The sequence below is a fragment of the uncultured Vagococcus sp. genome (assembly GCF_963518325.1).
GTDB lineage: Bacteria > Bacillota > Bacilli > Lactobacillales > Vagococcaceae > Vagococcus_D.
The window spans coordinates 1-23,688 of record NZ_CAUQJB010000003.1 but is presented as its reverse complement, the minus strand read 5'-3'; the positions used below and the strand labels follow the sequence as shown (position 1 = coordinate 23,688).

24 protein-coding genes are annotated in these 23,688 nt (G+C 37.8%); 7 read left to right on the top strand and 17 right to left on the bottom strand.

Translation table 11 applies throughout. The annotated features are described in order from the left end of the window. Positions 1–93: 93 nt before the first annotated feature. The 6 genes from RWN13_RS03480 to RWN13_RS03455 all read right to left on the bottom strand — a co-directional run bounded on the left by RWN13_RS03480 (position 94) and on the right by RWN13_RS03455 (position 3,710). Positions 94–393, bottom strand: a complete 300-nt coding sequence (locus tag RWN13_RS03480) for a 4'-phosphopantetheinyl transferase (protein WP_314060546.1) — start codon at positions 391–393, stop codon at positions 94–96. A 35-nt stretch (positions 394–428) separates the two neighbouring features. Further along, positions 429–842 carry a JAB domain-containing protein gene (locus RWN13_RS03475; RefSeq protein ID WP_314060996.1) on the bottom strand — a complete coding sequence of 138 codons (414 nt, stop codon included), beginning with the start codon at positions 840–842 and terminating at the stop codon, positions 429–431. A 244-nt stretch (positions 843–1,086) separates the two neighbouring features. Then, the gene (locus tag RWN13_RS03470; RefSeq protein WP_314060545.1) at positions 1,087–1,494 is read right to left on the bottom strand and encodes a hypothetical protein; all 408 of its coding nucleotides are present in this window, start codon (positions 1,492–1,494) and stop codon (positions 1,087–1,089) included. Between the two features lie 13 nt (positions 1,495–1,507). After that, positions 1,508–3,073, bottom strand: a complete 1,566-nt coding sequence (locus RWN13_RS03465) for an EndoU domain-containing protein (RefSeq protein ID WP_314060543.1) — start codon at positions 3,071–3,073, stop codon at positions 1,508–1,510. Next, a complete protein-coding gene (locus tag RWN13_RS03460) occupies positions 3,070–3,426 on the bottom strand; it encodes a DUF3958 family protein (RefSeq protein WP_314060540.1) in 357 nt (118 codons plus the stop codon). Before RWN13_RS03460 ends, RWN13_RS03465 begins: the two co-directional genes overlap by 4 nt. After that, the gene (locus RWN13_RS03455) at positions 3,423–3,710 is read right to left on the bottom strand and encodes a TIGR04197 family type VII secretion effector (RefSeq protein WP_314060538.1); all 288 of its coding nucleotides are present in this window, start codon (positions 3,708–3,710) and stop codon (positions 3,423–3,425) included. The genes RWN13_RS03460 and RWN13_RS03455 overlap by 4 nt, the downstream gene beginning before the upstream one ends. 291 nt (positions 3,711–4,001) lie before the next feature. Between RWN13_RS03455 and RWN13_RS03450 the strand changes: the two genes are divergently transcribed. Together RWN13_RS03450 and RWN13_RS03445 are read left to right on the top strand one after the other, a co-directional pair. Further along, positions 4,002–4,283 (top strand): hypothetical protein, encoded by a 282-nt coding sequence (locus RWN13_RS03450; protein ID WP_314060537.1) that lies wholly within the window; start codon positions 4,002–4,004, stop codon positions 4,281–4,283. Between the two features lie 29 nt (positions 4,284–4,312). Continuing rightward, positions 4,313–4,768, top strand: a complete 456-nt coding sequence (locus RWN13_RS03445; RefSeq protein WP_314060534.1) for a nucleoside deaminase — start codon at positions 4,313–4,315, stop codon at positions 4,766–4,768. A gap of 167 nt (positions 4,769–4,935) precedes the next feature. On the opposite strand, the gene rlmH is transcribed toward RWN13_RS03445, so the two are convergent. Beyond that, positions 4,936–5,415, bottom strand: a complete 480-nt coding sequence (gene rlmH / locus RWN13_RS03440) for a 23S rRNA (pseudouridine(1915)-N(3))-methyltransferase RlmH (RefSeq protein WP_314060532.1) — start codon at positions 5,413–5,415, stop codon at positions 4,936–4,938. Between the two features lie 453 nt (positions 5,416–5,868). On the opposite strand from rlmH, the gene RWN13_RS03435 reads away from it, so the two are divergent. Then, a complete protein-coding gene (locus RWN13_RS03435) occupies positions 5,869–7,161 on the top strand; it encodes a trypsin-like peptidase domain-containing protein (RefSeq protein WP_314060530.1) in 1,293 nt (430 codons plus the stop codon). 67 nt (positions 7,162–7,228) lie between these two features. On the opposite strand, the gene RWN13_RS03430 is transcribed toward RWN13_RS03435, so the two are convergent. The 5 genes from RWN13_RS03430 to yycF all read right to left on the bottom strand — a co-directional run bounded on the left by RWN13_RS03430 (position 7,229) and on the right by yycF (position 13,016). Then, complete coding sequence (locus RWN13_RS03430) at positions 7,229–8,035, bottom strand: MBL fold metallo-hydrolase (RefSeq protein ID WP_314060528.1); 807 nt, start codon at positions 8,033–8,035, stop codon at positions 7,229–7,231. Between the two features lie 161 nt (positions 8,036–8,196). Then, entirely contained in the window at positions 8,197–9,012 is an 816-nt protein-coding gene (locus RWN13_RS03425; RefSeq protein WP_314060527.1) for a two-component system regulatory protein YycI, read from the bottom strand. Beyond that, positions 9,012–10,322, bottom strand: a complete 1,311-nt coding sequence (locus RWN13_RS03420; protein ID WP_314060525.1) for a two-component system activity regulator YycH — start codon at positions 10,320–10,322, stop codon at positions 9,012–9,014. The genes RWN13_RS03425 and RWN13_RS03420 overlap by 1 nt, the downstream gene beginning before the upstream one ends. Continuing rightward, a complete protein-coding gene (gene walK / locus RWN13_RS03415; protein WP_314060524.1) occupies positions 10,319–12,139 on the bottom strand; it encodes a cell wall metabolism sensor histidine kinase WalK in 1,821 nt (606 codons plus the stop codon). The genes RWN13_RS03420 and walK overlap by 4 nt, the downstream gene beginning before the upstream one ends. Before the next feature lie 169 nt (positions 12,140–12,308). Beyond that, a complete protein-coding gene (yycF, locus tag RWN13_RS03410) occupies positions 12,309–13,016 on the bottom strand; it encodes a response regulator YycF (RefSeq protein ID WP_209530088.1) in 708 nt (235 codons plus the stop codon). A 404-nt stretch (positions 13,017–13,420) separates the two neighbouring features. Here yycF and RWN13_RS03405 point away from each other — a divergent pair, with 404 nt between their 5' ends. Further along, complete coding sequence (locus RWN13_RS03405) at positions 13,421–14,047, top strand: hypothetical protein (RefSeq protein WP_314060521.1); 627 nt, start codon at positions 13,421–13,423, stop codon at positions 14,045–14,047. A gap of 640 nt (positions 14,048–14,687) precedes the next feature. Here the strand turns inward: RWN13_RS03405 and RWN13_RS03400 are convergent. Continuing rightward, positions 14,688–15,206 carry a methylated-DNA--[protein]-cysteine S-methyltransferase gene (locus RWN13_RS03400; protein ID WP_314060519.1) on the bottom strand — a complete coding sequence of 173 codons (519 nt, stop codon included), beginning with the start codon at positions 15,204–15,206 and terminating at the stop codon, positions 14,688–14,690. A gap of 37 nt (positions 15,207–15,243) precedes the next feature. Next, positions 15,244–16,143, bottom strand: coding sequence for a DNA-3-methyladenine glycosylase (locus tag RWN13_RS03395; RefSeq protein WP_314060517.1), 900 nt, complete (start codon positions 16,141–16,143; stop codon positions 15,244–15,246). 311 nt (positions 16,144–16,454) lie between these two features. On the opposite strand from RWN13_RS03395, the gene RWN13_RS03390 reads away from it, so the two are divergent. Both RWN13_RS03390 and RWN13_RS03385 read left to right on the top strand, forming a co-directional pair. After that, positions 16,455–16,907, top strand: coding sequence for a DUF6323 family protein (locus RWN13_RS03390; protein ID WP_314060514.1), 453 nt, complete (start codon positions 16,455–16,457; stop codon positions 16,905–16,907). After that, complete coding sequence (locus tag RWN13_RS03385) at positions 16,897–18,132, top strand: DUF6179 domain-containing protein (protein ID WP_314060512.1); 1,236 nt, start codon at positions 16,897–16,899, stop codon at positions 18,130–18,132. Before RWN13_RS03390 ends, RWN13_RS03385 begins: the two co-directional genes overlap by 11 nt. 99 nt (positions 18,133–18,231) lie before the next feature. Here RWN13_RS03385 and RWN13_RS03380 read toward each other — a convergent pair whose 3' ends face one another. Continuing rightward, positions 18,232–20,388 carry a UvrD-helicase domain-containing protein gene (locus tag RWN13_RS03380; RefSeq protein WP_314060511.1) on the bottom strand — a complete coding sequence of 719 codons (2,157 nt, stop codon included), beginning with the start codon at positions 20,386–20,388 and terminating at the stop codon, positions 18,232–18,234. A gap of 460 nt (positions 20,389–20,848) precedes the next feature. On the opposite strand from RWN13_RS03380, the gene RWN13_RS03375 reads away from it, so the two are divergent. Beyond that, a complete protein-coding gene (locus RWN13_RS03375; RefSeq protein ID WP_314060510.1) occupies positions 20,849–21,190 on the top strand; it encodes a DUF1622 domain-containing protein in 342 nt (113 codons plus the stop codon). A 233-nt stretch (positions 21,191–21,423) separates the two neighbouring features. Here the strand turns inward: RWN13_RS03375 and RWN13_RS03370 are convergent, their stop codons facing one another. Then, positions 21,424–22,380 (bottom strand): Abi family protein, encoded by a 957-nt coding sequence (locus RWN13_RS03370; protein WP_314060508.1) that lies wholly within the window; start codon positions 22,378–22,380, stop codon positions 21,424–21,426. Positions 22,381–22,666: 286 nt separating this feature from the next. Beyond that, positions 22,667–22,936, bottom strand: coding sequence for a hypothetical protein (locus RWN13_RS03365; RefSeq protein WP_314060507.1), 270 nt, complete (start codon positions 22,934–22,936; stop codon positions 22,667–22,669). Positions 22,937–23,688: the final 752 nt, after the last annotated feature.

Genomic DNA, 23,688 nt, shown 5'->3' with positions numbered 1-23,688 from the left:
TTTAATCTCCTTTAATATTTGGTAATAAAAATAGCCCATCATAGATTTTCATTGTGATAGACTTATAAATAACACTCATTGACTCAATTTAACTTATTCATGATGACCACCTGTTTGATACCAGGCTATTTCCCCGTCTAATAGCACACCTCTAACGTACTCGACCTCACTGGTGGGATTTGTAATAAAGTAAACGGTATAATCAACTTTGGTTCTTCCAGCATCCAATAGATAGACATGTGTCATCACTAAGTCAGGAAGTTGACTATCTTTTGGTAAGGATTCTGGATCGAGTTCCTCTTTTTCCATCGTCACACTTTCATACGCCCAATCCTCCTCACTTGATTCAATTTGATATTGTTTTAATAATAATTCTTGTGCTAGTTTCAACATACACTCCACTCCTTCCGCATATCCTGGCCTAATAGTTAACACAAGCCAAATTCTTTTAGTGAGTAATACTCTCGGTCATTCACGATTAAATGGTCCACTAGCTTAATCCCAATCAGTTCCCCAGCCTCTTTTAGCCGTTTCGTAAACAAAATATCATTCTCTGATGGCTCTAGATAGCCACTCGGATGATTATGACCAATGAAAAAGGTATCGGCATTACTCAAGATTAATGGTTTCATAATTTCCCTGACGTGAACAATACTTTGTGTCACACTACCAATATGGGCCGTATTAATCAGAGTGGGCTCATTTTTGGCACTCACCCCGATGACAACTAAGTATTCTCTATCCCGATCTCCGATGAATTGACGAATCAACTCAAATAAATCACCTGAGGTGGATACCTTTCTGGGTTGGTATAGGACCGATGACTCTTTGACTAGTTTGATACTTACGATGTCGATACGTTTTGCTGGTTGATTTTTGATGATAATCTCCTCCTAAATTTTCAGATACAAAAATAAGCCAATCTCCTTTGTATCAGGTGATTGACTCATAGATATAATATATATTTACATTTCGGATTGTTTCTTCGAATGCTATAGCTATAATACACTTTTACTTACAATTTATTTTTTCTGTATCCATTTCATACTTTACTCTTCGGTGTCAATTCAATTAACCAGAGCCTTTTTACTTGTTTTGTTGCAAAAATGCTTCTAAGATTTTTTTTACTGGCAAGCTGGCATCTTTCAATAATGTTTCTGCTTTTTTTATTATTTTTTGGTCAGAAGAAATCAATTTTTTATACGGTTCCTTATTAAAGGAACGTAACGAATCTAAAGCATATTCAACGACTTCATCATTTTCATTGAGTAGCCCTAATAGCAATTTAAATCCATTCATCCCCGCTTCTTCTTCAACTGAATAGGCTAGTCTAATTTTATACCTATCATTCTTTGCTTTCATAGTTCGCGTTAGCTCTTTCCAATCATCATCAGTAAATTTCTCTAATAATTCTTCAGCATAAAGACAACCATCATCGTACCATGAATCTTCTGAACTATCTTCAATTAATATTTTATCTAATTCATCAAACATAATTTAACACTCCTTATTTACTAAAACCTACTGGAGGTGGGCCATTAACGGTTCCTGTAGGATAAGCACTCGTTATTTCATTTCCTCGTTTAATTACATCAATTTCTACACCATCAATTATGCTCCTATGCCAAGTTGCACCATCCCTCGCCCTTACATTAACGGGGGTACTATTTCCAATTTTTTTCGAGCTTTCAACTATCTTAATATCACTCCATCCCTCTGGAAATACTGTACTAGTCTTTATTTTGGATAAATTACCGTCTGGAAACTGAGTAGTATATTTTAATTTTCTTGTTCCATCTGGATTTAAAACTATTTCCTCAACAGCATAATTAGGATGACTGTTGCTAATTTCTGGAGAATGACCACCTATAATTTTATTTTTATTCGGATTTGTTCTCTGTCCCCAAAGAATTTTTTCTTCTATTTCAGGGGTTATAATTGACTTAGTTGAATTTGTAGCCATTTTAGCACTATTGCCAAAATACTTCGCATCGTGCAATATTTTCAACTCTTTTTGTGATAGCTGTACCCCTTTAAGGAGTTTATTACCTGCTCTAACTTCCTTGGTTATTTGAGCTAACTTCCCAATAGGAAGTAATGACATACCTAACCATCCAGCAGCTTCTAATCGACTTGTCTTATCTCCACTTAACCAATCTTCACCATAGAGTAAACGATAGATATCATTAACATACACAAACTCGCCGATAAAATGACTTCCTTTGGTTAATTCTTCTGCATACTCACTGGTAAGTAATTTATTTCGCATGGCAATATAATTTTGAGTTTTTTGATCATCGTAAACACCATCGACGTACACTTCATACAAGTAAATTACGCCTACTTTGGAGTTAGTCTGGTGACTGGTGACACGTACCTCTGTTTTTAATACCAAACGCTCTTGCCAAAGAGCATTAACATCTTTTGTCCAACTCATTTTATCTGACTTAGGTATTGAAAAAGTCCCTACACTTGAATTCCAAGAACTACTCGCAATTCCAGTTCCCGTTTTAACAGCTTGTTTCAGTCCCTCTATCTCTGCAAAAATATCAGGTGACCTACTATCAAATTGCAACAATTTATCTAGCTTCTCTTGTAACTTTTGCTTGGCTCGACCATAAGTTGCCATCAATGAATGAGCGCCAGACATCCGAGACGCGATGGATCCATCTAAGGCACCCTCTTGTTGCTGACGAAATAACATGCTCTGTAAACGATCATGAAGATCAGACAGTTCTGACATCTGACGGTTCAATTGTTCAATTTTTTCTCTCAGGTCTGATTCTCTCAAATCACCACTGTCAACTGTCGTCATGTAGTCTTTTGGGAATTTCTGACAAGCTTCCATAACTGCCTCTGATAAAAGTATACCACCTTTTGATAAGGGGATTAAGACCGCATTAAAAAATTGTTTAGCCGAATCGTAAGCAGCTCCCTGCAGTTGTGGGCTACCGACGACAAAGTCATTAATCGCTCGTTGTAGCTGCTCGTATCCTTGTTTCTGTTGACGGCAAATAGCCGCGACACTTGACGCTTGGCTTTGGGAGGATGAGACATACATATCCACACTCATGATGATTGTTCCTCCTCTTCTCTCATTATTTTTTGTTTGTCTTCGTAAAGGTCATCTAGTTGCTTTTGAAGGGATTGATGTTGGTGTGACACATCTTTTCTCATACTTGAAAGTGTTTCTTCCATCTTTCGTGAGTCTTGATAGACATCATGAGATAGTTCTTCAAAAAACAGAGAATCATCTGCCCCACTAAACAAATAGCGGAGATCACTGAACAAATGATTAGCTTTTGAAAAATGACCAAAACAATCCTCTTCTAAGCGTTCAAATTTTGTTTCCTCACGATATAAATCGACTTCTCGTTCATTGAGTTGTTGTTCTTGCTTCATCAACACCAACTGTCTATCGGTCATTTAAGGATACCTAATGGATTAATTAGAGAATCCCGAACACCTCTATCCACTGCTTCAAAGCCTTGAGCCACACTTTGAAGATTACTAGTAGCCAATTGCACCGCATCTGAAATACTTTTACCGCTATCTATAGTGGCGTTAACTGCTTCTTGAGCATTGGTATTTCCTTTAACAGTAGTTTGACTGTCCAGGGAAGGATTGCCTATTCCCGAAAGGGTTCCTATGGCACTGGCAATCGCCGTCGCTTTTTGTTGTGCTGTCCCCAAATCACTTGATATTGTCATTGTCGATCCCCTTTTTTATTGTTATGTCTCAATAATATCGAATAACGGACTAAAAGTATACAAAAACCCACTTCATATTTTTTATATCAGGAATTAGTAATCTGATAGACTCCTCTCAATGCTTATTAAGTTCCTATTACATGTTAATGTTTCTACTAAATAAGAATGGATGGTTTATATCTCGATAAAATGAAACTTTCATCAAAGACATACTAAAAATAATGTTTACTTCTTTGTTGCTTATATTAATCATCCATTTTATAATGTATTCAATACCCTGAGGTGACTTAAATGAAAAAAATAACGATTGCTGAATTTGATGAATTATTATATACTGCTACATTTTTAAACTACTATTGGATTGTACTCTGTGGTATGAGTAAAAATAACCAAGTAAACGATACTCACTCATCGTTTATTCGCGATTTTATTGAAAATGATCGTATTGATCAATTTACTAATCTTAAGCGTACGCCTTTCAATAGAATAGTACTCACAGAGCAACAGTTAACCTATCTAAAGGAGTGTTCGGATATAACCAATGAATTGAAATCTATTATTTGGCACGACTAGCCTTGGACATAAAATAAGGAGGATTTTGAATGTATAATGAAGAATTGTTTATGAAACGAGCTATATCTTTGGCGACATTAGCAAAAGAGAACGGGAATGAACCCTTTGGTGCTGTTCTAGTTAAGAATAACCGTATTGTGAAAGAAGGAAATAATCAAATTCACACTCATACTGACCCCACTAACCACGCTGAACTAGGGTTAATCAGAGACTTTTGTCGCGAAAATAACGTGACTGATTTATCTGACTATACCCTCTATACTAGTTGTGAACCATGTTGTATGTGTTCTGGCGCAATGGTTTGGTCTCGATTAGGTAAAATGAGATATAGTGTGAGTCATTCAGAGCTAGCTGAAATTGCCGGATCTAATATTATGATTGGTAGCGAAGAAGTCTTTTCTAAAAGTCCTAACTTTCCTGATGTTCTGCCTGGCCTATGTAAAGAAGAAGGAATAGAACTACTAACAAGTTATAAATGGGCCTAGACTTGTTAGAAAGAGATGATGTTTCTTTTATGCCTTCCGCAATCCTAAAACGGCTAAACCTTGATGTATTAAGGTTTAGCCGTTTTTTTCTATTAATTGTATCTTCGAGAAAAACATAGTGACTTCTATCAATCCCATCATACCGACAATCTTTAAGAAAAACCTCATTATTTATGATACGCATGCCCATGAACAATCCTAAAACAACGGTAAATCTGCTCACTCAAAATCAAACGCATCAATTGATGAGGATAAGTCACTCGGCCAAAGGAGATCTGCTGATCCGCCCGCTTAATAACCTCATCCGACAAGCCCAGAGAACCACCAATCACAAAGTTTATCGTACTTTGACCTTGAGTCGTCACCTTATCCAAAGAAGCTGCAAACTCCTCTGAGGTATAGTCCTTACCATTGATTGCCAGAGCATATACGAAGTCTTGGTCACCTATTTTGGCTAAAATCTTCTGCCCTTCTTTTTCTTTGATTTGTAGCATCTCTGCCTCACTTAAGGTTTCAGGTGCCTTTTCATCACTGACTTCGATAATCTCAAACTTACAATACTTCCCTAAACGCTTGGCGTATTCATCAATGCCTTGCTTTAAATACTTTTCTTTTAACTTCCCAACTGCAATAATACGTACTTTCATCTAACCCATCCTTTTATATAGTAGCAATTAGCTTTCTTACTTTTGTCCAGTCTTTCTCGACCGCTCTTCTTAAATACTAATCTACTCTGGCCAAAAAACCAAGTAAAAAGTTATCCACATTTGTCCACAGCTTTATCCACAGGTATATGACGATTTTTTTTCAATCTTATGATTCAATCCTTATTATATCAGTTATCCTCAAATCTTTTGCACAATCCACAGTTTCTGTGGATAAACCTTGTGGATAACCTGGATTAAAAAAGCATGAGAGACGTCATTTCTTCATGAATTTCACAAGCCAATGGTTATTTTTCAATAATTGTCTGCCATTTTATACGAGCTTTTTCATAAAATATTCAAACTAAGATATTAGACTAAAGGTGTAAGGTAAATGTATAATGAATATAATTAATAAATGACTAAGAGGAGGAAAGGTGCCTAGCACCGCATAATATGAGAAAAGACGTAACCCCATACTCACCAAAAAAACAAGGTTCTGGATTTATTAAAGGCATCGCAGGAGGTGTCGTTGGCGGGTTGTTAACCTGTGGCGTAGCTTTGATGCTCTACAGTCCAGCAGCCCCTAAAGATGATCTAACAACTAATACTACTTCTAATAGCACAGCCAACACAGCAAAAGTCAGCAACATTAAATACGACGTAGAAAGTGATACAACCAAAGCCGTGGAAAAAGTTGAACAAGCGGTCGTATCTGTTGTTAACTTGCAAAAACAACAAAGTACCCAAAGCATGGGTGGCTTAGGTGGCATCTTCGGACAAGAAGAGCAACAGCCTAGTGAAGACAGTTCTGATGGCTCTGACTTAGAAGCAAGTAGTGAAGGTAGTGGCGTGATTTACAAAAAAGATGGTAAAAAGGCCTATATCGTCACGAATAATCACGTAGTAGAAGGTTCTGATGGTCTTGAAGTGATCTTAAGTGATGGCACAAAAGTTGAAGCCAAATTAGTCGGTAGTGATGTTTACACTGACTTAGCCGTATTGGAAATCAACTCTGAAAATGTCAAAGCAACTGCTGAATTTGGCGATTCTGACGCTGTTAAATTAGGCGAACCAGCTATTGCTATCGGTTCTCCTTTAGGCTCACTTTATGCTAACAGTGTAACCCAAGGGATTATCTCTGGTAAAGATCGTAACATTACCAGTCAAAACGAAAGTGGCCAAACGATTCAAATTAATGCCATTCAAACAGATGCAGCGATTAACCCTGGTAACTCTGGCGGACCTTTAGTCAACGCAGCTGGACAAGTAATTGGCATCAACTCCATTAAAATTGCTTCAGCTACTTCAGGTGTTTCTGCCGAAGGAATGGGCTTCTCGATTCCAAGTAATGATGTAGTGGAAATCATCAATCAATTGGAAACAAACAAAAAAGTCTCTCGCCCAATGTTAGGTGTTCAAATGTCTGATTTATCAGCTATTAGCAGCGAACAACAAGAAAAAATCTTAAAAATTCCTGCTGACATCACAGGTGGGGTGATTATCCGTGATGTAGAAGCTGCTTCACCTGCTGAAAAAGCTGGTTTGAAACAATACGATGTGATCGTCGCGATTGATGACAAAGAAGTTGAAACAGGTACTGATTTACAATCTGTTTTATACAAGAAAAAAGTTGGTGATAGTGTTAAAATTACCTTCTATCGTGAAAGCGACAAAAAAACAACTACAGTTGATTTAACTCTAGATGCTGAAAATGTTAAGAGTACTCAAAAAACACAAGGTCAATAATCAAAAAGACTCAACCAAGCTGCTTAGAGCAGTTTTGGTTGAGTCTTTTTTAGGTGTTGAACCATCATTAGATGGCAAAGATAGCACTGGCAACATCTGGATCTGTATCGTAAACCATTAAATCATGGCCCACTCCAAAATCGTGTTCCCGCAAGGTGTGTTCCATGGTCATATGAGCTAATTCTTTGATGTTATTTTCTCGACTCAGATGTCCTAGATAAATCCGTTTAGTATTATTGCCGATTAATTCCGTCATTACCAAGGCGCCATCTTCATTGGACAAATGGCCTTTATCGCCTAAAATCCGTTGTTTTAAACTCCATGGGTATTTCCCCATGCGCAACATGCTTAAATCGTGGTTACTTTCCATCAAATAAGCATCTGCATCTTTGACAGTCCCTTTGATGCGATCGCTACAGTAACCCGTATCTGTTAATACCACAAACCGTTTATTATTACGGTGAAATTGATAAAATTGAGGATCGGCCGCATCGTGAGAAACGCCGAAACTTTCGATGTCCATATCACCAAAGGTTAGGGTTTTGCCTCTTTCAAAAATCCGTTTATGTTCGGGATCAATATTCCCAACATTCTTGGTCATGGCTTCCCATGTTTTTTCGTTGGCATATACGTCAATCCCATGTTTACGGGATAAAACACCGACGCCGTGAATGTGATCCGTATGTTCGTGTGTGACCAATATAGCATCCAGTTCAGCTGGCGAACGGCCAACTTCATTCATCAAGCTGGTAATTTTTTTGCCACTAAGGCCAGCATCCACTAATATTTTTTGTTTATCTGATTCGATATAAAGGGAGTTGCCTGTACTACCACTGGCTAAAATACTCACTTTAAACGCTTCTTGACTGTTCAAGGCGTGATTCCCCTCTCTGCTTGCATACTCTCACATTATAGCAGAAATCATTAAGAAATTCATTGAAAAGAATTAAGTCTCCCATAATCCCTTACCGGCTAGTGGTTAAGTGACAAAACTCCACTAAGACCTCTTATTTCAGTAGGTCTTAGCGGATTTGTTTATTTTTTCACTTCTGGAATACTGGCAGAAATCACTGAATTAGTAAAGGCATTAATCCGTTCCAACTGAACGTTATTTTTGTTGGTCTCAATCCAGACAAACCAAGCAGGGATATAGACATTCTTATCCCGGACTGTAAACAAACGGGTGTATGCCAGTTCTGTTTTCAATACCTTGGATTCACTGGGAATCCGATTGCTCATATACAAGGTTTTGATTGCCGCATTTTCACTGATAACTTCCTGTTTTTCACGGAGTGGTTGAATTTCCGACAAATGCGTTTGGGTATAACTTTTCAACGTAACCTTATCATCCTCATCTGGCACATCAAACTGTAACTCTGAGGTTTCATCATAGAATGGCAACCCTTCAAATTCCTGTGACAAAACAATTTCCGAATTCTCACTAGAAGGGTGATCTCGCAAGTGGTAATCAGCACCGAAGATAATCGGCTCATCCCCAATTAAAAAACTTTTTAACTCCCTTTCCAACCATTGACGCTCAATAGTGATTTGGCTTGATAAGGGCAAGGTCCGTGATAAACGGTGATTTTCAATCTTATCGTAACTGTCTTTCACAACATCGTGGAAATTAGTTGTCTCCGCGCTTAAATAATACCCATCATAAATCTTAGCTGAAAAGGTGCCTTCAAAGGTAATCTTATCAGCCTTTAAGCGGCTTTCAATGTCTGCTACTGTGGTCATTTCTGAGGTTGGCACTTGATCAACCTGACTTTGGCGAAAGGTGTAGAGAAGAAATAAATTTAAACTGAGAAACGCACAGAAAAAAATCAACTCGATTCGTTTAAAATCCATTACTCCTCACCTCGCTTTTCTTGAGCTTTTTGAATCACATGGGCCACATTATCCCAATAATGATCAAGTTTGACATACCATTCCGGGACTAAATCCACCACCTGTTTGGTCTCTTGATTGACTTCCCAAGTGTAACCAATTTGTAAATCTTCCAAGTCTTTGCGCTGAATGCCTACTTCTTCCAATTGGCTTACGACGGTTTCAGTATTAGGCAAGGTCACTTCTTCGTCAGAAGGGATCGGTACTTGAATCGTTTCCTGATTGGTCATCACTTGAATGTTTTGATTGTTACGGGTGACTTCAACCCGTCCTTTTGTATCATCACTAAAAATCGGAAATCCTTCAACAAAATTTCGGTAAGTGACTTTATTGCCCCGGCCTTCAAAATAACGAATGGTTCCCATAGAATTTCCGATGCTTTGAACATAATAAAAGGTGTCCGTATAAATATTGTGCGTAGGGTTAACTAAAACCGTATCGGGTTTAATTCGTCCGCTAAACTGAACTTCACCAGTGCCATAACTAATTTTCAAGCTATCCCCTTCAGCATTAATCAAATCAACGTCTTTGCTATTTTTATTGCCGTCATTTGGCATGATTTCCTGAGGGTTATCAAAGAAGGCTTGAGAAAATAAGGTATAGGATTGGGTCGATAAAATGTAACTGTATTTTTTTAATTTAACGTCGTCAATAAACTGGTAAAAGACAGGTAATTCCGAATCTTCATGATGGACTTCTATAAACCGATTGTTATTGTCTCGTAAGAGACGCTTAATCTCACTCAGATCCCCTTTAAACTTGATGCGATAAACCTGATGATTTTTATCATTCAAGGCATAGATCACCTCTTCATCAAGAGAGACGACTAACCGTTGAAAACTCATACCTGCTTCAATTCCCCGAGTCACATCCTGATCGTTAATTTCCAGAAAATAATCCAAGGAAAGAGGGCTGGCCATCACTAATTCAAAGGAATTTTCCTTCGTCTGAGATTCTAAATATTTGGCACTGTCTTTTTCCGAATAGGGTGTTAACCGTTCCCGTGGCAAACGCAAGACTTCTTTGGTCATCGAGGAAATCAAGTTTTCCTTATTGGTATAAAAATGTTTGCCTTCATCATCGTGATAGATTAATTTTACTGGACTAAACACATCTTTTGGTTGTTTCATGTTCATGGTATTTTCAGCAGATTTAGTGTTGTCCACCAAATCTTTACTACCCGAATTTGTCCAGATTTTCCAAGAGAGAAAGAGACTTAAGGCGATCATTGCCACTAAACCAACACGAATTAATCTACCGCCTAATTTCATATCCAATCATCCTCCTCTATCGGTTCGTATGGCAAGGAGACGTAGAAGGTTGACCCTTTGCCCTCTTCACTTTCGGCCCAAATCGAGCCACCATGGTCTTGAATCACTTCCCGTGAAATCGCCAAACCTAAGCCAGATCCGCCCATTGCTCGGGAGCGGGCTTTGTCCACTCGGAAGAAACGATTAAAGACCCGTTTCACATCTTGTTGGGGAATCCCCATTCCTTGATCGGAAATCGAGATAATCACATTATTGTGGGTTTCAAGTAAGGTACAGGTAATTTCACCACCATCTGGTGAGTATTTTAAGGCATTATTCATAATGTTATCTAACACTTGGATAATCTTATCTGGATCAACTTCGGTCCAAATAGTACGGCGAGTAAACTCTTTTTTAATTGTGTAGTTTTGATTCTGACTCTTAATCATCATCTCAAAACGCTCTAGAACAAAATTAACCATTTCATTCAAATTGACTAATTCCAGTTGAATTGGGCTCTTTTGAGCATCAATTCGCGATAAATGTAGTAAATCATTGATCATCCGAATCATCCGATCCGTCTCTTCTAACGTAACGTTTAAGAAACGAGGCGCCAGTTCTGGATCTTGCCAAGCCCCATCTGTCAATGACTCCAAATAACTTTTCATACTGGTTAAAGGCGTCCGCAATTCATGGGAAACATTGGAAACAAACTCTCGTCGTTCGCTTTCGTTTTTTTCCTGCTCCGTCACATCGTGCAGGACACAGACCAATCCGCTAATAAAGCCGGATTCTCGGCGAATCATGGCGAAATCAGCTTTTAGAATCGTCTGTTCCTCTTCCGAGACGCTAACATCGATCAACTGCTCGTTTTGTTCTTCCAACAGCTGACGTAGTGTATAGTCCTCATGAATGTTTAATATCTCTAAAATCGATTTATTAATGGCCTCTTCATTCGTCGTGTTTAAAAGCATTAAGGCCATTTCATTGATAATGATCACCTTGCCCCGACGATCGGTGGCAATTACTCCGTCGGTCATATGAGAGAGCACACTGTCTAATCGATGGCGTTCTGCTTCCAGAGTATCCTGAGCTTCTTCCACCCGATCAGAGAGCTCATTAAAGGTCTGAGCCAACTGGCCTAATTCATCTTGTCCATGGACTTCAATTTCACCACTGTAATCCCCTTGGGCAATTTTCATGGCCTGTTGCTGCATCTCGCCGATTGGTTTGGTAATAGTCCGAGCAACGAGCAATGCAACGGCTAAAGAAATCGAAATGGCGATCATTGAAGCAGAAAAGAAGATTAACGCCGTATCATTGACATCTTTATAACGACTTTCAATATCGCTTTTCACGTAAAGAGCGCCAATCACCGCATCTCCTGTTGGTGACTTAATCTGTTGAACATTGATGTACACCCGTTTATTCGTCGTAACATCCTTGATTTCTTTACGCTTTTCGGTAAAATCATTCAGCTCAGGAATATCGTTCTTTTTGCCGATATCGCTTTGTCGGTTGGCATCACTAGTGGCTCTCACAATCGCTTTATCATCGACCACTCGAACTTCGAAGACATCTTTCTTGGAAAATTCATTGACTGCCCGTTTTAAGGTAGCATCGTCCACATCATCTGAAGAGCTTAACTCCGCACTGAGATTGGACGCCAATTGTTCCACATTAGCATTCATACTGTCTTTAAATGCTGAAATATTATTTTTTTCTAATTCACGAATAAAAATAGCCCCGATGATTTCCACTGATATCAATAGCAGCAGAACAAACACCATGGCGATTTTGAAATGAACAGATTGGAAAAAACGGATTTTTTTCCGCATGTTCTAGACCTCCTAAAGTAAAAACTATGTACTGCCTGATTCCTCCATTTGGCAGAGGGGACTGGATCAGGTTTATTCTGCCTATCTATTTTAGTGTAGATAGAAACCCATAGAGTTGATAACAATCATCAGATCTATGGGTTAAGAAATGTCATGCAAAAGGTGCTTATTAATCTTGATCCGGGTTGCGTAAATAATAACCTACGCCACGACGAGTGACCAGCCAAGCAGGGTGGCTTGGGCTGTCTTCGATTTTTTCCCGTAAACGTCTGACAGTTACATCAACCGTCCGAACGTCACCAAAATAATCATAGCCCCAAACGGTTTGCAATAAATGCTCCCGTGTCATCACTTGTCCAAGATGCTTCGCTAAATAGTGCAACAACTCAAACTCACGATGGGTTAATTCAATTTTTTCACCACGTTTAGACACGATATACGCATCTGGGTGAATCGTTAAGGCTCCTATTTCTAATTCATTGGATTCTTCTTCTTCTTGAACTTTAGTGCTGACAGATCCTTGTCGTCTTAAGTTAGCTTTGACACGAGCAACGAGTTCCCGGTTTGAGAATGGTTTCGTGACATAATCGTCTGCGCCTAATTCCAAGCCTAAAACTTTATCAATTTCTGAATCTTTTGCCGTCACCATAATAATCGGCATGTCGTAACTTTTACGAATTTCACGGCAAACTTCCAACCCATCGATCTTTGGCAACATTAAGTCCAACAAGACTAGGTCTGGTTCAACTTCTTTGACTTTTTCAATGGCTTCTTCACCGTCATAAGCAGTAAAGACTTCGTAGCCTTCCTTAGTTAAATTAAATTTTACTATATCGGAAATTGGTTTTTCATCGTCTACAACTAAGATTTTTTTCATACTTTATTTCCTCCTCTTGCTACTTAAAGTTTTTCTTCACAAGGCTGTCTCATCTATTATACCTTATTTCGCTCTGAGTTTAAACTATATACGTTCCATTAAGTCATCAAACAGATTTAGCCATCGATTTCCTTTGATGATCCACAGCTCTTCCCCTTTTTTTCACCACCTGTTTTTTTGCCAATGACAATCCTTTGTTTAACAAACTACTCTCCTAATTGCCGTTAAAAAAAATATTTTGTCAAAAACGGTCGATTTTTTAACGAACCTCTAGTAGAATTAGGACTAGTAGGATTTAGCTGAGGAGAAGTCCTTTCAGACTTTTACTTTAACAGTTGGATTCAACTTCAAGCGTTTTTCTTATTAATCATCAATTATCGGACATTAGAGCGGAGGAAAAAGGGATGTACTCAACTAACACCCTGCTGATTGCACTTATTTTAGCCATTGTGGCATTAGTCATCTCCATCGGCAGCAGTATTTATTTCCATTTACAAATTAAAGGGTTAAAACTAGACGGGAGTTACTATAGCGAGGACGACGTCGAAGAGGTCCCTCACGAAAGACCCCCTAGACCTGACGCTACCGCCATGGGCGACACACGGATTGAATGGATGAATCAAATTACCGAATACTCCGAAGAATTAATTACCTACACATCGGAAATTTTTAAAGCCTCACGGACTGTGATTCAGCAAAATATTGCCATTCAAAAAAGTATGGCCACTGCTGAGACCCATCATCTAAAGACGGAACAAATCGCTAACTTCAACAACAGCCTGGATGAATTTAACGTCGTTACCTCTAAACTGAGACTTACTTTTTTTGGCGATAAAAAAAATGCCGAGATTCTTTCGACCCTAAAAAAAATAACTTTTGTAGTAGACGGTGAATACGAAGCCCAAATGGACAATGATATGAGCAGACACGATGCTCTAACAGAAGAATACGATCGCTTAATTGAAACGTATATCGACTTAACACGTAAGCATCTGGCAGTCGAATGGGAAAAAATTAAACGAGGGTTGTAACAAAAAAGTAGCTGCCAGACTCATGGATGAATCTGGCAGCTGTTTTTTTATGTTAGAGAAAATGTAGACCACTTTAGAATGAGTTAGTACCTAAAGAATGGCATAATTTGAACCGGCTTTTGCTTTCAAAAAACAACCACAGGATGCTTAGTCCTTATTTAAAACTTCAAAAAACAACTGACTACGTAAATAAATCTTTTCCCCCCCTCTTTCTTCCTGATGTTATTTCATTCGAATCATTGAATACATAGTGTATGGTCTGTATTTTCATTTCTATCATAAGTTTCAGCGACGGTTGGCTCTATTATCATCTCAGATAGATAGGTAAGCCAACTCCATATATTTCCAAAAACAGCCCACAACTCCCGTTTTGGTTCTAACTGGTTTTGCTATAACAATAATATAATGACTTATTTTTCACGAAATCAATGAAATTTAGGTCTTTATTAATAAAAAGTTATGGACTCTAAATATGTGAGTAGTCCTGTTAGGCTGATTTAAGTGAAGAAATTAGTCTGATCACCCATAGACAAACAAAAGAGAACTCTTAGGCTTCAGAGTTTCCTTTTGTTTGTACTTGTCATAAATGGTGTCACGCCCATTCACAAAAGTGATATAAGTGAAGGTTCTGGCTCTTTTTTCAGTTACAAGGAATTCCTTCGATTTCCAATAAGCGATACTTCAAAGGCAAGCCACCGGCATAACCACCTATGCCACCATCTTTACGTAAAATGCGATGACAGGGCACAATAATCGGAATGGGATTTTTTCCAACTGCCGTGCCAACTGCTCGAGTTGCTTGTGGTCGGCCGACGGTTTCAGCTAATAGGCTGTAGCTGGAGCTTTCACCAAAAGGCACCCTTAACAGTTCCTGCCAAACAGCTTGTTGAAAAGCAGTTCCCCGTTTACCAAAGTCCACTGGCATCTCAAAAATCTGACGCTGCCCCTTAAGGTACTGGGCTAATTTAGTTTTGTAGGGGGCCACTTTTTGAGGGTTATGTACCAGAGTGACCTCCTCTTTGTATTTGGCAAAAAAAACTGTCACGTTGTCTAGTTCCTTTGACACAATGTCCAAATACACCAAGCCTTTTTCGCTGATAGCGATTAAAAACTCATAGTTGTCAAACTGCAAGTCGTCATAATAAATGGTCTCACTCATCTCATTCATCCCTCTCTAATTGCATTTTTTTATTCGGTCAATACAATAATCGCCACAGGTAAAAGGTGCTATAGCCACACCATTGACCCCAGCGCTCTTTCAATGGTAATAGCGAAGACTGTTGGGGTTTCTCCGATAATTCCAATACCACCTTCAACGCATTAAGCAGGCCCACATCAGCCATGGGAAAAGCGTCTCCTAAGCGAAAACAGCGCATCATCACATAATTAGCTGTCCATGGGCCAATGCCTCTAATACTGGTCAAGGATTTTTCCACGGCGTTGGCGTCAGCCAGTTCTAAATAAAATTCTTTGGAAATCTGCCCATTGAGAATAAGGCGAGCCACCTCCTGTAAATATTCACACTTACGGCGACTGAGTTTAAGAGCAAGCAAGTCATCAACGTCAGCTGCTGCAATTATCTCCGCTGTTGGAAAAGACCAATAATCTTGCCCTTGATACACAAGCTTTTCTCCAAATCTTTCGACTAGCCGTCGCTTCAAGGTATAGGCAAATCCCAAGGTAATTTGTTGGCCAAGTATTCCCCAAGAAATAGCTTCAAAAAAATCGGGTACCCCCATTAAACGCAAGCCATAAAACGGTTGCTCTACCTCTTTAAGAATTGGATCATCTTTGGCTAATTGATAAAATGGGGCCAAATCACGAGTTAAATCGAAAAAATCCGTCACATAAGCTAGCAGTTTATCGGTCTGTTCTTCCTTTAGCACAACTTCATTTAAGACAGAAATAATTAGATATCTGGCTTTATAGGATATCCGTACCAAAACCGCCAATTTATCAATGTCGATGACCCGAATAATCTGCTCATCGACAATTTGATACATCACCTCATTGGATTCCCGTAATAAATAATTCAAATTCTGTTGAAAATCAAATTCCCTTGGCACTTTTAAGCGGTATTCTTCCTTTAATGACATACTCTTCCTCCTAATGGTTTGTTTAACAGGAACGATTTGACATAAGTTTACCAAATAATTCTTTCACTATCTTGCTTTTTAATCAGAATATGCTAAAAAAACTGCAAGATGATCAGACAACTTTTCTGAACTCTTCCAGCCACACAATATGTTAATTTTTTCTCTTTTGATACCTTTATATTACCACAAAAAGAGCCCAATTTAAAGTCTATTAATCAATCTCTTTATGTGATATTAAGTATATACAGACTTAATTAGTTTCTGTTTACAGGCAATACCTAAACTAAAATCACTTAGGAGGTTTGATTGATATGTCAAAAAAAAATGATTTTTTACAGTTGCAAAACGACCCATCGTTAGCTAATTTAACAGCATCACTTAATCAGCGTCTAAATCCCCTTGTACCAAAATTAACCCTTAAGGAGAGCTGTGAGCTCTTGGAGATTCGTCAGGAACAATTGATCGCTACTCATCGTTTAGAGCTGTCTACTAAGCCTCTGGAGTCTCTGACTGAAGGCTTAAGCTTTTCCCCTCATCTGATAAAAGGAGACTTATTGTCCATAGTTGGGAATTGCTTAGAAATCTTTTACTGGCTTCGCCATGAATCGCCTCGCTCCCATACAGATGACGATCTGATTGACCTCATTATTAAGGTCTTTAATCAGATGGGAGGATCTCTAGAAGGAACCCGTAATTATCTTGAAAACACGCTTTCCTTTGAACAAGAGCCATTAACATTGAAGGAGACTAACCATGACCAATAATGTTTTAACCTCACTGACTTTTTCTGACAGAAGAGACGCCATTCTGGCCCTTTTACGAAAGGAACTTACAAATTATTTAAGCGGCTCTAGTTCTTTGCCTGTGGAGGAAGTCGAAAGCCTACTACAATCTTTACTTTTTGTTTTGTCCCATGCCGCTCCTCATGATTCCCTTGAGACACAACTGACAGAGGGCAAAAAGCAACTGTCCAAACAATTAGCAGTCACCCAAGAACTCTATCAGATGGTTTTAGATACGATGCTCCCTCTGGAAGTGGATGCTTACAGGCAAACAGTTGACGCTATTGGTCAGTTTTTTACAGACTATGATTACGATTACCACGCTCATGACGTCCCGGTCTACATCGATTATTGGCTGGCTCTGCCAGTAGATGACCTGCGCCATCAAGGTCTTGATTTCATCGACCGCTACTTGCAGCATTTAGCCATTGAAAACTACTTTTGCAGCTTCTACATCGATGACCTAGCTGACTTGTTTGACAGCTATGAACAACAACTTAAGGTCAATTATCGACATGATATCAACAATCTATTTAAGGTAGTTTTTAAGCAGGCTTTAGCAAAACAACTGATTCACAGCACAAAACCTGGCCTTATTTTAAGCCCACTTGAATCCAGTCAAATTGCGCTGCTGTTAAAAGACACCCCTGATATTCATGGTCAGTTGGCTTTGAGCTTAGACCAGTTGCTAGCTAATCAAGGCATTACTGATTCTTCTTATTACAAGGCTTGTTTAAGGGATATCCGTGTGGAATTAACGGGCCTTCAACACGATTCCCTCAAATCCTATTTCGTAGTCTCTTCTAAAGAAAGGGACATCTTTATAAGCCATCCCGGGTTAGATAACCAACAATTCACTCGCATTATCGGTGAATTGGCTCAGATTGACTCATGGCGATTACCACTTTTTTTAAGTGAGCAGTTTGCTTCAATCACCGATTACTTGGATTTGTTTGCTTTAGAGATATTGGCTGAAGTTGAACTTAAAGGAATTATTGCCAGTTTTGATCCCCATAGCTTAGCAGTTTTATTACGGTTTGCCAGTCGCCAAGTGGATGAACCTTTCAGTTCATTTTCGGAAACACTTCACGCCCTAACTGCCAGCGAGACTTGGCATCAGCTCTTAGCTGAGGTCTGCGAAGCAGACCCTCACCCCCATTTGATCGACTTATTTGAAGCCCTGACTCTTGTGGATGACTTTGACTAAATCCCTTTAATATTAGAAGCCAAATAAAGCCATCTATTTTTAACAGATGGCTTTAAATCAACCTGGACTCGGTCCACAATCAGCGCTTAAGTCCAGCCATTAGTTTAAGTCGATATAATGAGATGGCTCACCCACATATGGCAAGTATAGCTCATGCATGGCACGTGAACTAGCTGTATACAACAAGTTTAAATCCTGACTGTCTCTAAAGCGTTTCTTAGACACATTATGAACCATTACCACATCGAACTCTAAGCCTTTTGCTAAATGAACTGGCATGATTAAAACTGGTACGTTTAATTCCATTCGAGATGAATCGGCAATTAGCGTCACATCTTTGGGCTCACCTAAGTCATGGTAAAGGCGTTTTGCCTCATCGCTATCTTTAGTTAAAATCACTTTACGGTAACCATTTTTAGCAGGTATTAACTGTTTGCCCAAGTAAGCAAGGTAATCTTCTTGAGTGCTGAACTGGGGAAATTCTGGCTCTTTCCCTGGACGATCAATGACTTCAACACCGCTGTCGGCTCCGCCTAATAAGTGTTTCATAAAATGACTAATTGGTCCACTTGAGCGGTAAGATTTTAATAGTTGAACTGATTTAACATTCCGGTGGCTATCTTGGAATATTTCCTCTACCCGCTTAAAGCTCGTTCCTTGAGCAAAGATCGATTGATAACCATCACCAACTAAGGTAAAGTGGGAATCACCATAGACTTTTGATAAGAAATAAAGTTGAGCTTCACTGTAATCTTGAACCTCGTCTAAAATCACAAATTTTATCTTACGATTATTACGTCGTTCGATCATCAAATGATACAAATAAGCAAATTCAGTGGCTTGGTCTAATGACATAGGGTTGTTGATTCGTAAACCCGTTGCCAAAATATAATGGCTTTCAATGTCAATCCAACTAAAATTGTTGATGACCCCTTTTAAATTACTGTAACGGCGATTAACTAGACGATTGATGACTTGCTGAATGTTTTCGTCTTCACTGCCTTTTTTCACCTTAGAAAACAGCTGATTGTATTCTTCATTGCTCATGTTTTCTAATTCATCACGCCATTTTGGTTTCTTACTTTCAGTCCGAATAAACTTCGCTAGGGCTTCGTTCATTTTTTCTTTTAAGTAATCCAGTTTACGATACAATTCAACTTCTTTTGGTAAGGACATGATTGTTTGTTGCATCCATTTAGTTGAAATAATCAGCTCACTGCCACGTTTAATCGGAGTAAAGTCCATTAATTCTGGTTTTAATTCCGCCACATACTCTTCAATGGCTTTCATGTTATCCAGTGAGTTTAACACCAATGGATTTTTTAATTGCTCTTCTAAATTTTCCACTTCATAATGACGCCCACGGTTTCTCATTAAATCTCGGTAAGTCATTTGACGCGGATTTTTTTCTCCTAAGCTAGGTAAGACTTCTTCAATGTATTTACTAAACATCGGATTCGGCGACAATAACAAGACTTGCTCTGGCATTAAATCATCTTTGTAGCGATATAAAAGAAAGGCAATTCGTTGCAAAATAGTCGATGTTTTACCACTGCCAGCAATTCCTTCAACAATTAAAACATCACTTTTAGTATCGCGAATAATCGCATTTTGCTCTTTTTGGATCGTACTAGTAATGTCAGTTAATTTAGCTGTCGATTCTTCATTTAACACTTCCAATAACATGGGATCTTCAATGGCCGTGCTGGTATCAAAGAAATCAACTAACTTACTCTTATTTAATTTCATCTGACGACGATTTTTTAAATCAACTGGCACTTGTCCCATTGGCGCTTCATAGCTAGTTGGTCCAAGGTTATTTTCATAATACAAATTGGCAATTGGAGAGCGCCAGTCATAGACATATTGATGGTGGTCTTCATCACTAAACCCTGCCACTCCAATATAAAACTGTTCGACTTCCGATTCATCTGGGTATTGGACATCCAATTTAGCAAAGTAAGGTCCTTCCAATAACTGACCAATATTGCGCTTTTGTTTTTCCAACCACTCGCGTTTATAATTCAACTGAGCCAATTCCTGATTCTTTTGCTCAACTTCAATTAATGATTCAAAACTGTCAGAGGCAGACGACGTATTGATCCGAATATCATCCGATAGATTCTTTAGAAAATTACGAGAATCCAATTCAGCATCATCGAAATCATTGAAGACTTTCTCCTGCATCTCCAACAACTTACCATACACCATGGTTAAATAATCTTGTTCTATTGCCCATTCATTTTTTTTAGACATAGATTCTCCTCCTAGTTGAAAAGTTTGGCACATTTAAAGGGACAAATCAATGATTTGCCTCTTCACTCAACTCAATTACCTTCACGACTGAGTTCTCTTCACGAATAAATAATTTTACGCTGATATGGCGGTCTTGTCAATCTTTTCAAACAAATGTTCTCGTTTTTTTTAGGAATTCATCATTTATGGACTTTTTCAACCAGTTTCTCGTAAGAAATTAGACTGAGTAACGTGTTCAAGCTGAGTTCTATCCCCTTTTTTATTAAACAGATGCATACGATTAATGGGGAATAGTGATGAAATTAACACCCATAAGGATCGCCCCTCTAACAAAATGGTTTCCTTTAGTTAGCAATATTGCTATACTTGCTATGATAAGATATCTATCAACCTAGCCATTTCATTAGGTTAAAGGGTGTCGTCTACTAACAGACAGTTAATCAATAGAGGAGATGCTGAGATGACCTATTTTGAGCCATTTATTCATGTAATCGTAACCTTGCTTAACGCCGTTTCAATTATTATTTTAGTTTTTGGTGTTGCCAAAGCCACCTATGACTTTGTTCGCAATGAAGCTCGCCGTTTGCCACGGTTGGAAACAGCTAAACACAACAATATTATTAAAAATTATTTAGGTACCTACATCCTACTTGGATTGGAAATTTTGATTGCCGCTGATATTATTGAATCGATTATGAATCCAACCCTAGAAGATATTTTGGTATTAGCTGCTGTTGTTGTGATTCGAACCGTTATCTCTTACTTCCTAGGCAAGGAAATTGCTGAAACGAAAATAGAGTGATATCACGGGGATTACACAATGTACTAATGTGTAAATCCCCCTGAAATCCCCTTTTTAAAAAAAAGAAAGGCCGGGCAGGCTTTTTTTATTTTACCTCAAATCTATAGATTCCTAAAAACAAAAAATATCCCCCAATTACTCAATTACGAGTAACTGGGGGCTGATTGCTTTCGATTGTATGCAAGAATAATAAGATACCTGCTTATTACCTTTTATTTTGTTACGTAGACTAATTACTGCGACAACTTCGGAGCTGTTTTATGCCAATCATTCGGAAAACCTAAGCTTTTAAGTACATCGTTTATCGAAATTGAGTGTAATCTATTTTCAAGAGTACAAAATCTTTTCCTTATAGTGTTGTGTAACGTAGCGTACTGAGTTTGACTAAGAAAACACTGCATTATAATAAATGTATTATATACATCTTTTTTTTCATCATTTTCCACAATATTATAGACTGAATGTAAATCTGAATAATACTTAACACTCGCTCTACATTTAAAATCTAATAACCTATTATTATGTGCGCACACATTTCTTATTTCTCGGATGTTATTGGTAAAAGATTCCATTATTTCTGGTGTAAATTGTTGAGTTATACTAAGACTTTCTGAAATAAAACTACATAAATTCTTAGCTATTAAATTTTTTAGTTTTATAGGAAGATTGTTTAACAACGTGTTCATTTCTCCAAAATCAAGATAGTGAATAAGCACCCAAATGGGTACATCACCATGTTTGTTAACATAATGCTTTATAGAGTTGCTTTCTTTTCTTTTCTTATTATTGTTAATAATTCTTGACAGTTGGGAAACTAACCACCCCAAGTTTAGAACTTTTGAATTATCATAACAATTTATATCTAAGTAGGCATAAGGTTTATTCGGATTAGCTTCTGCAAATCTGTAAGCTAAGATGCTCTTAAGATGGTTCTCAGCTTCCGTAATTGACTTAAAAAAAGCGTGTTTTATTTCCTTATCAAAAAAGTACAAATGAGAAATCTCATCAAAATTCGCATTGGGTACATACCTAGAAGTCGTAGTATCTATAAAATATTTACTATACCCATTTATGATATTGTAATAATTATTTGTTAAAAGGTACTGTTTTGCATGCTTATAATCATTAAATCCAAGACCTCTGCCGTGTAAAATAGCAATTTGACTATGAAGATATTCAAACTGTTGCAAAAAAAAACCTCCATCCTACGTTAAATAGAATGAAGGTTAACGTATTGGTCCCCGTAGAGATACCAACGCTTATCTTATAATTCATTCTATCTCTTATTATAAAAAAAAGCAATAGATTTAGCTCTTTTCCTTATAATTTAATATATCATATAAACTAGAATAATAAAAATATTAATATATTAATCAACAAAAAGCACACTACAGAAACAACGCGAAACTAATCGATTAGTTTCGATAATGTAAAAAAATAAACAGCTAAGAATATCTTAGCTGTGTGCGACTAATATTAAAAATGTGGTAAACTCATCAAGCTATCGTAAACGCCATCATAATTACATGAACGAATATAAGCACCTTTGTACAATGGATGAACCGATTCTATATACGTTATACGCCCCGCGGAGTCGAAATAATAATATTGTCCTCCTATTTCTAAATACTCAATCATAGTTGTAATTGGTCTCGTTTCACCTGTAGCTAATAAAACTTCTATGATACTTTCTGTTCCCTGACTATCAGTATTTCGTATCCTAATATGAGTAACAAGTTGAATCATAACTCTCCCCCTTTTCAGAATATTATATACTGACTTAAAGTAAGTTGTAAATTTATTTACTCAAAATAAATCTGTCTTTCGCTGAATATTTTTTTAGACTGAGTATTGAATATTTCTCAATAATATTGTAAATTTAATATAGCTTTAGTACTTCATTACTAAGCGCTAACTCACACTAGCCGTATATTACGGCACCTTAACTTTTATTTGTAGTTCCATTTTACTTGAAAGCGAGGTGAATACCATGAGTGTCCTTGATCTTAATCAACGAATCAAGCAGTATCAATATTATTACACTACAAAGAATCCTACATTAGGCAACAGTCACGTCATTCATAAAAAGGGATGCGAATCATTAACTGAGGAAATTCTTGACCGTGTGTTCATTGGATTCGAGTTTTCTCCGGCAGATGCCTTTACCAGGGCGAACAAAGAAGACAATAAGAATTCCTATCTCTTATGTGAAAAATGTTGCGACAAAAATTAAACCATAAGTATACCAGTCCCTAACTTGTCTAAGGGACTGTTCAATTTTTAAAGTAATAAAAACATCGCCATTTCATATAATATGCGATATAATTTAAGAGCTATCAATTATTATGTCCACACGTTATATTATCTGGTTTACACTTTTATTATAACGTTGATAGCAATCAGCCAGACACCTTACCAGGCAAGTTTGGCTGTCTTTTTATTCTGTAAAGTAATAGAAAGAATAGTGTGTTTTTGTGATACAATTAACTAAAAAGGGA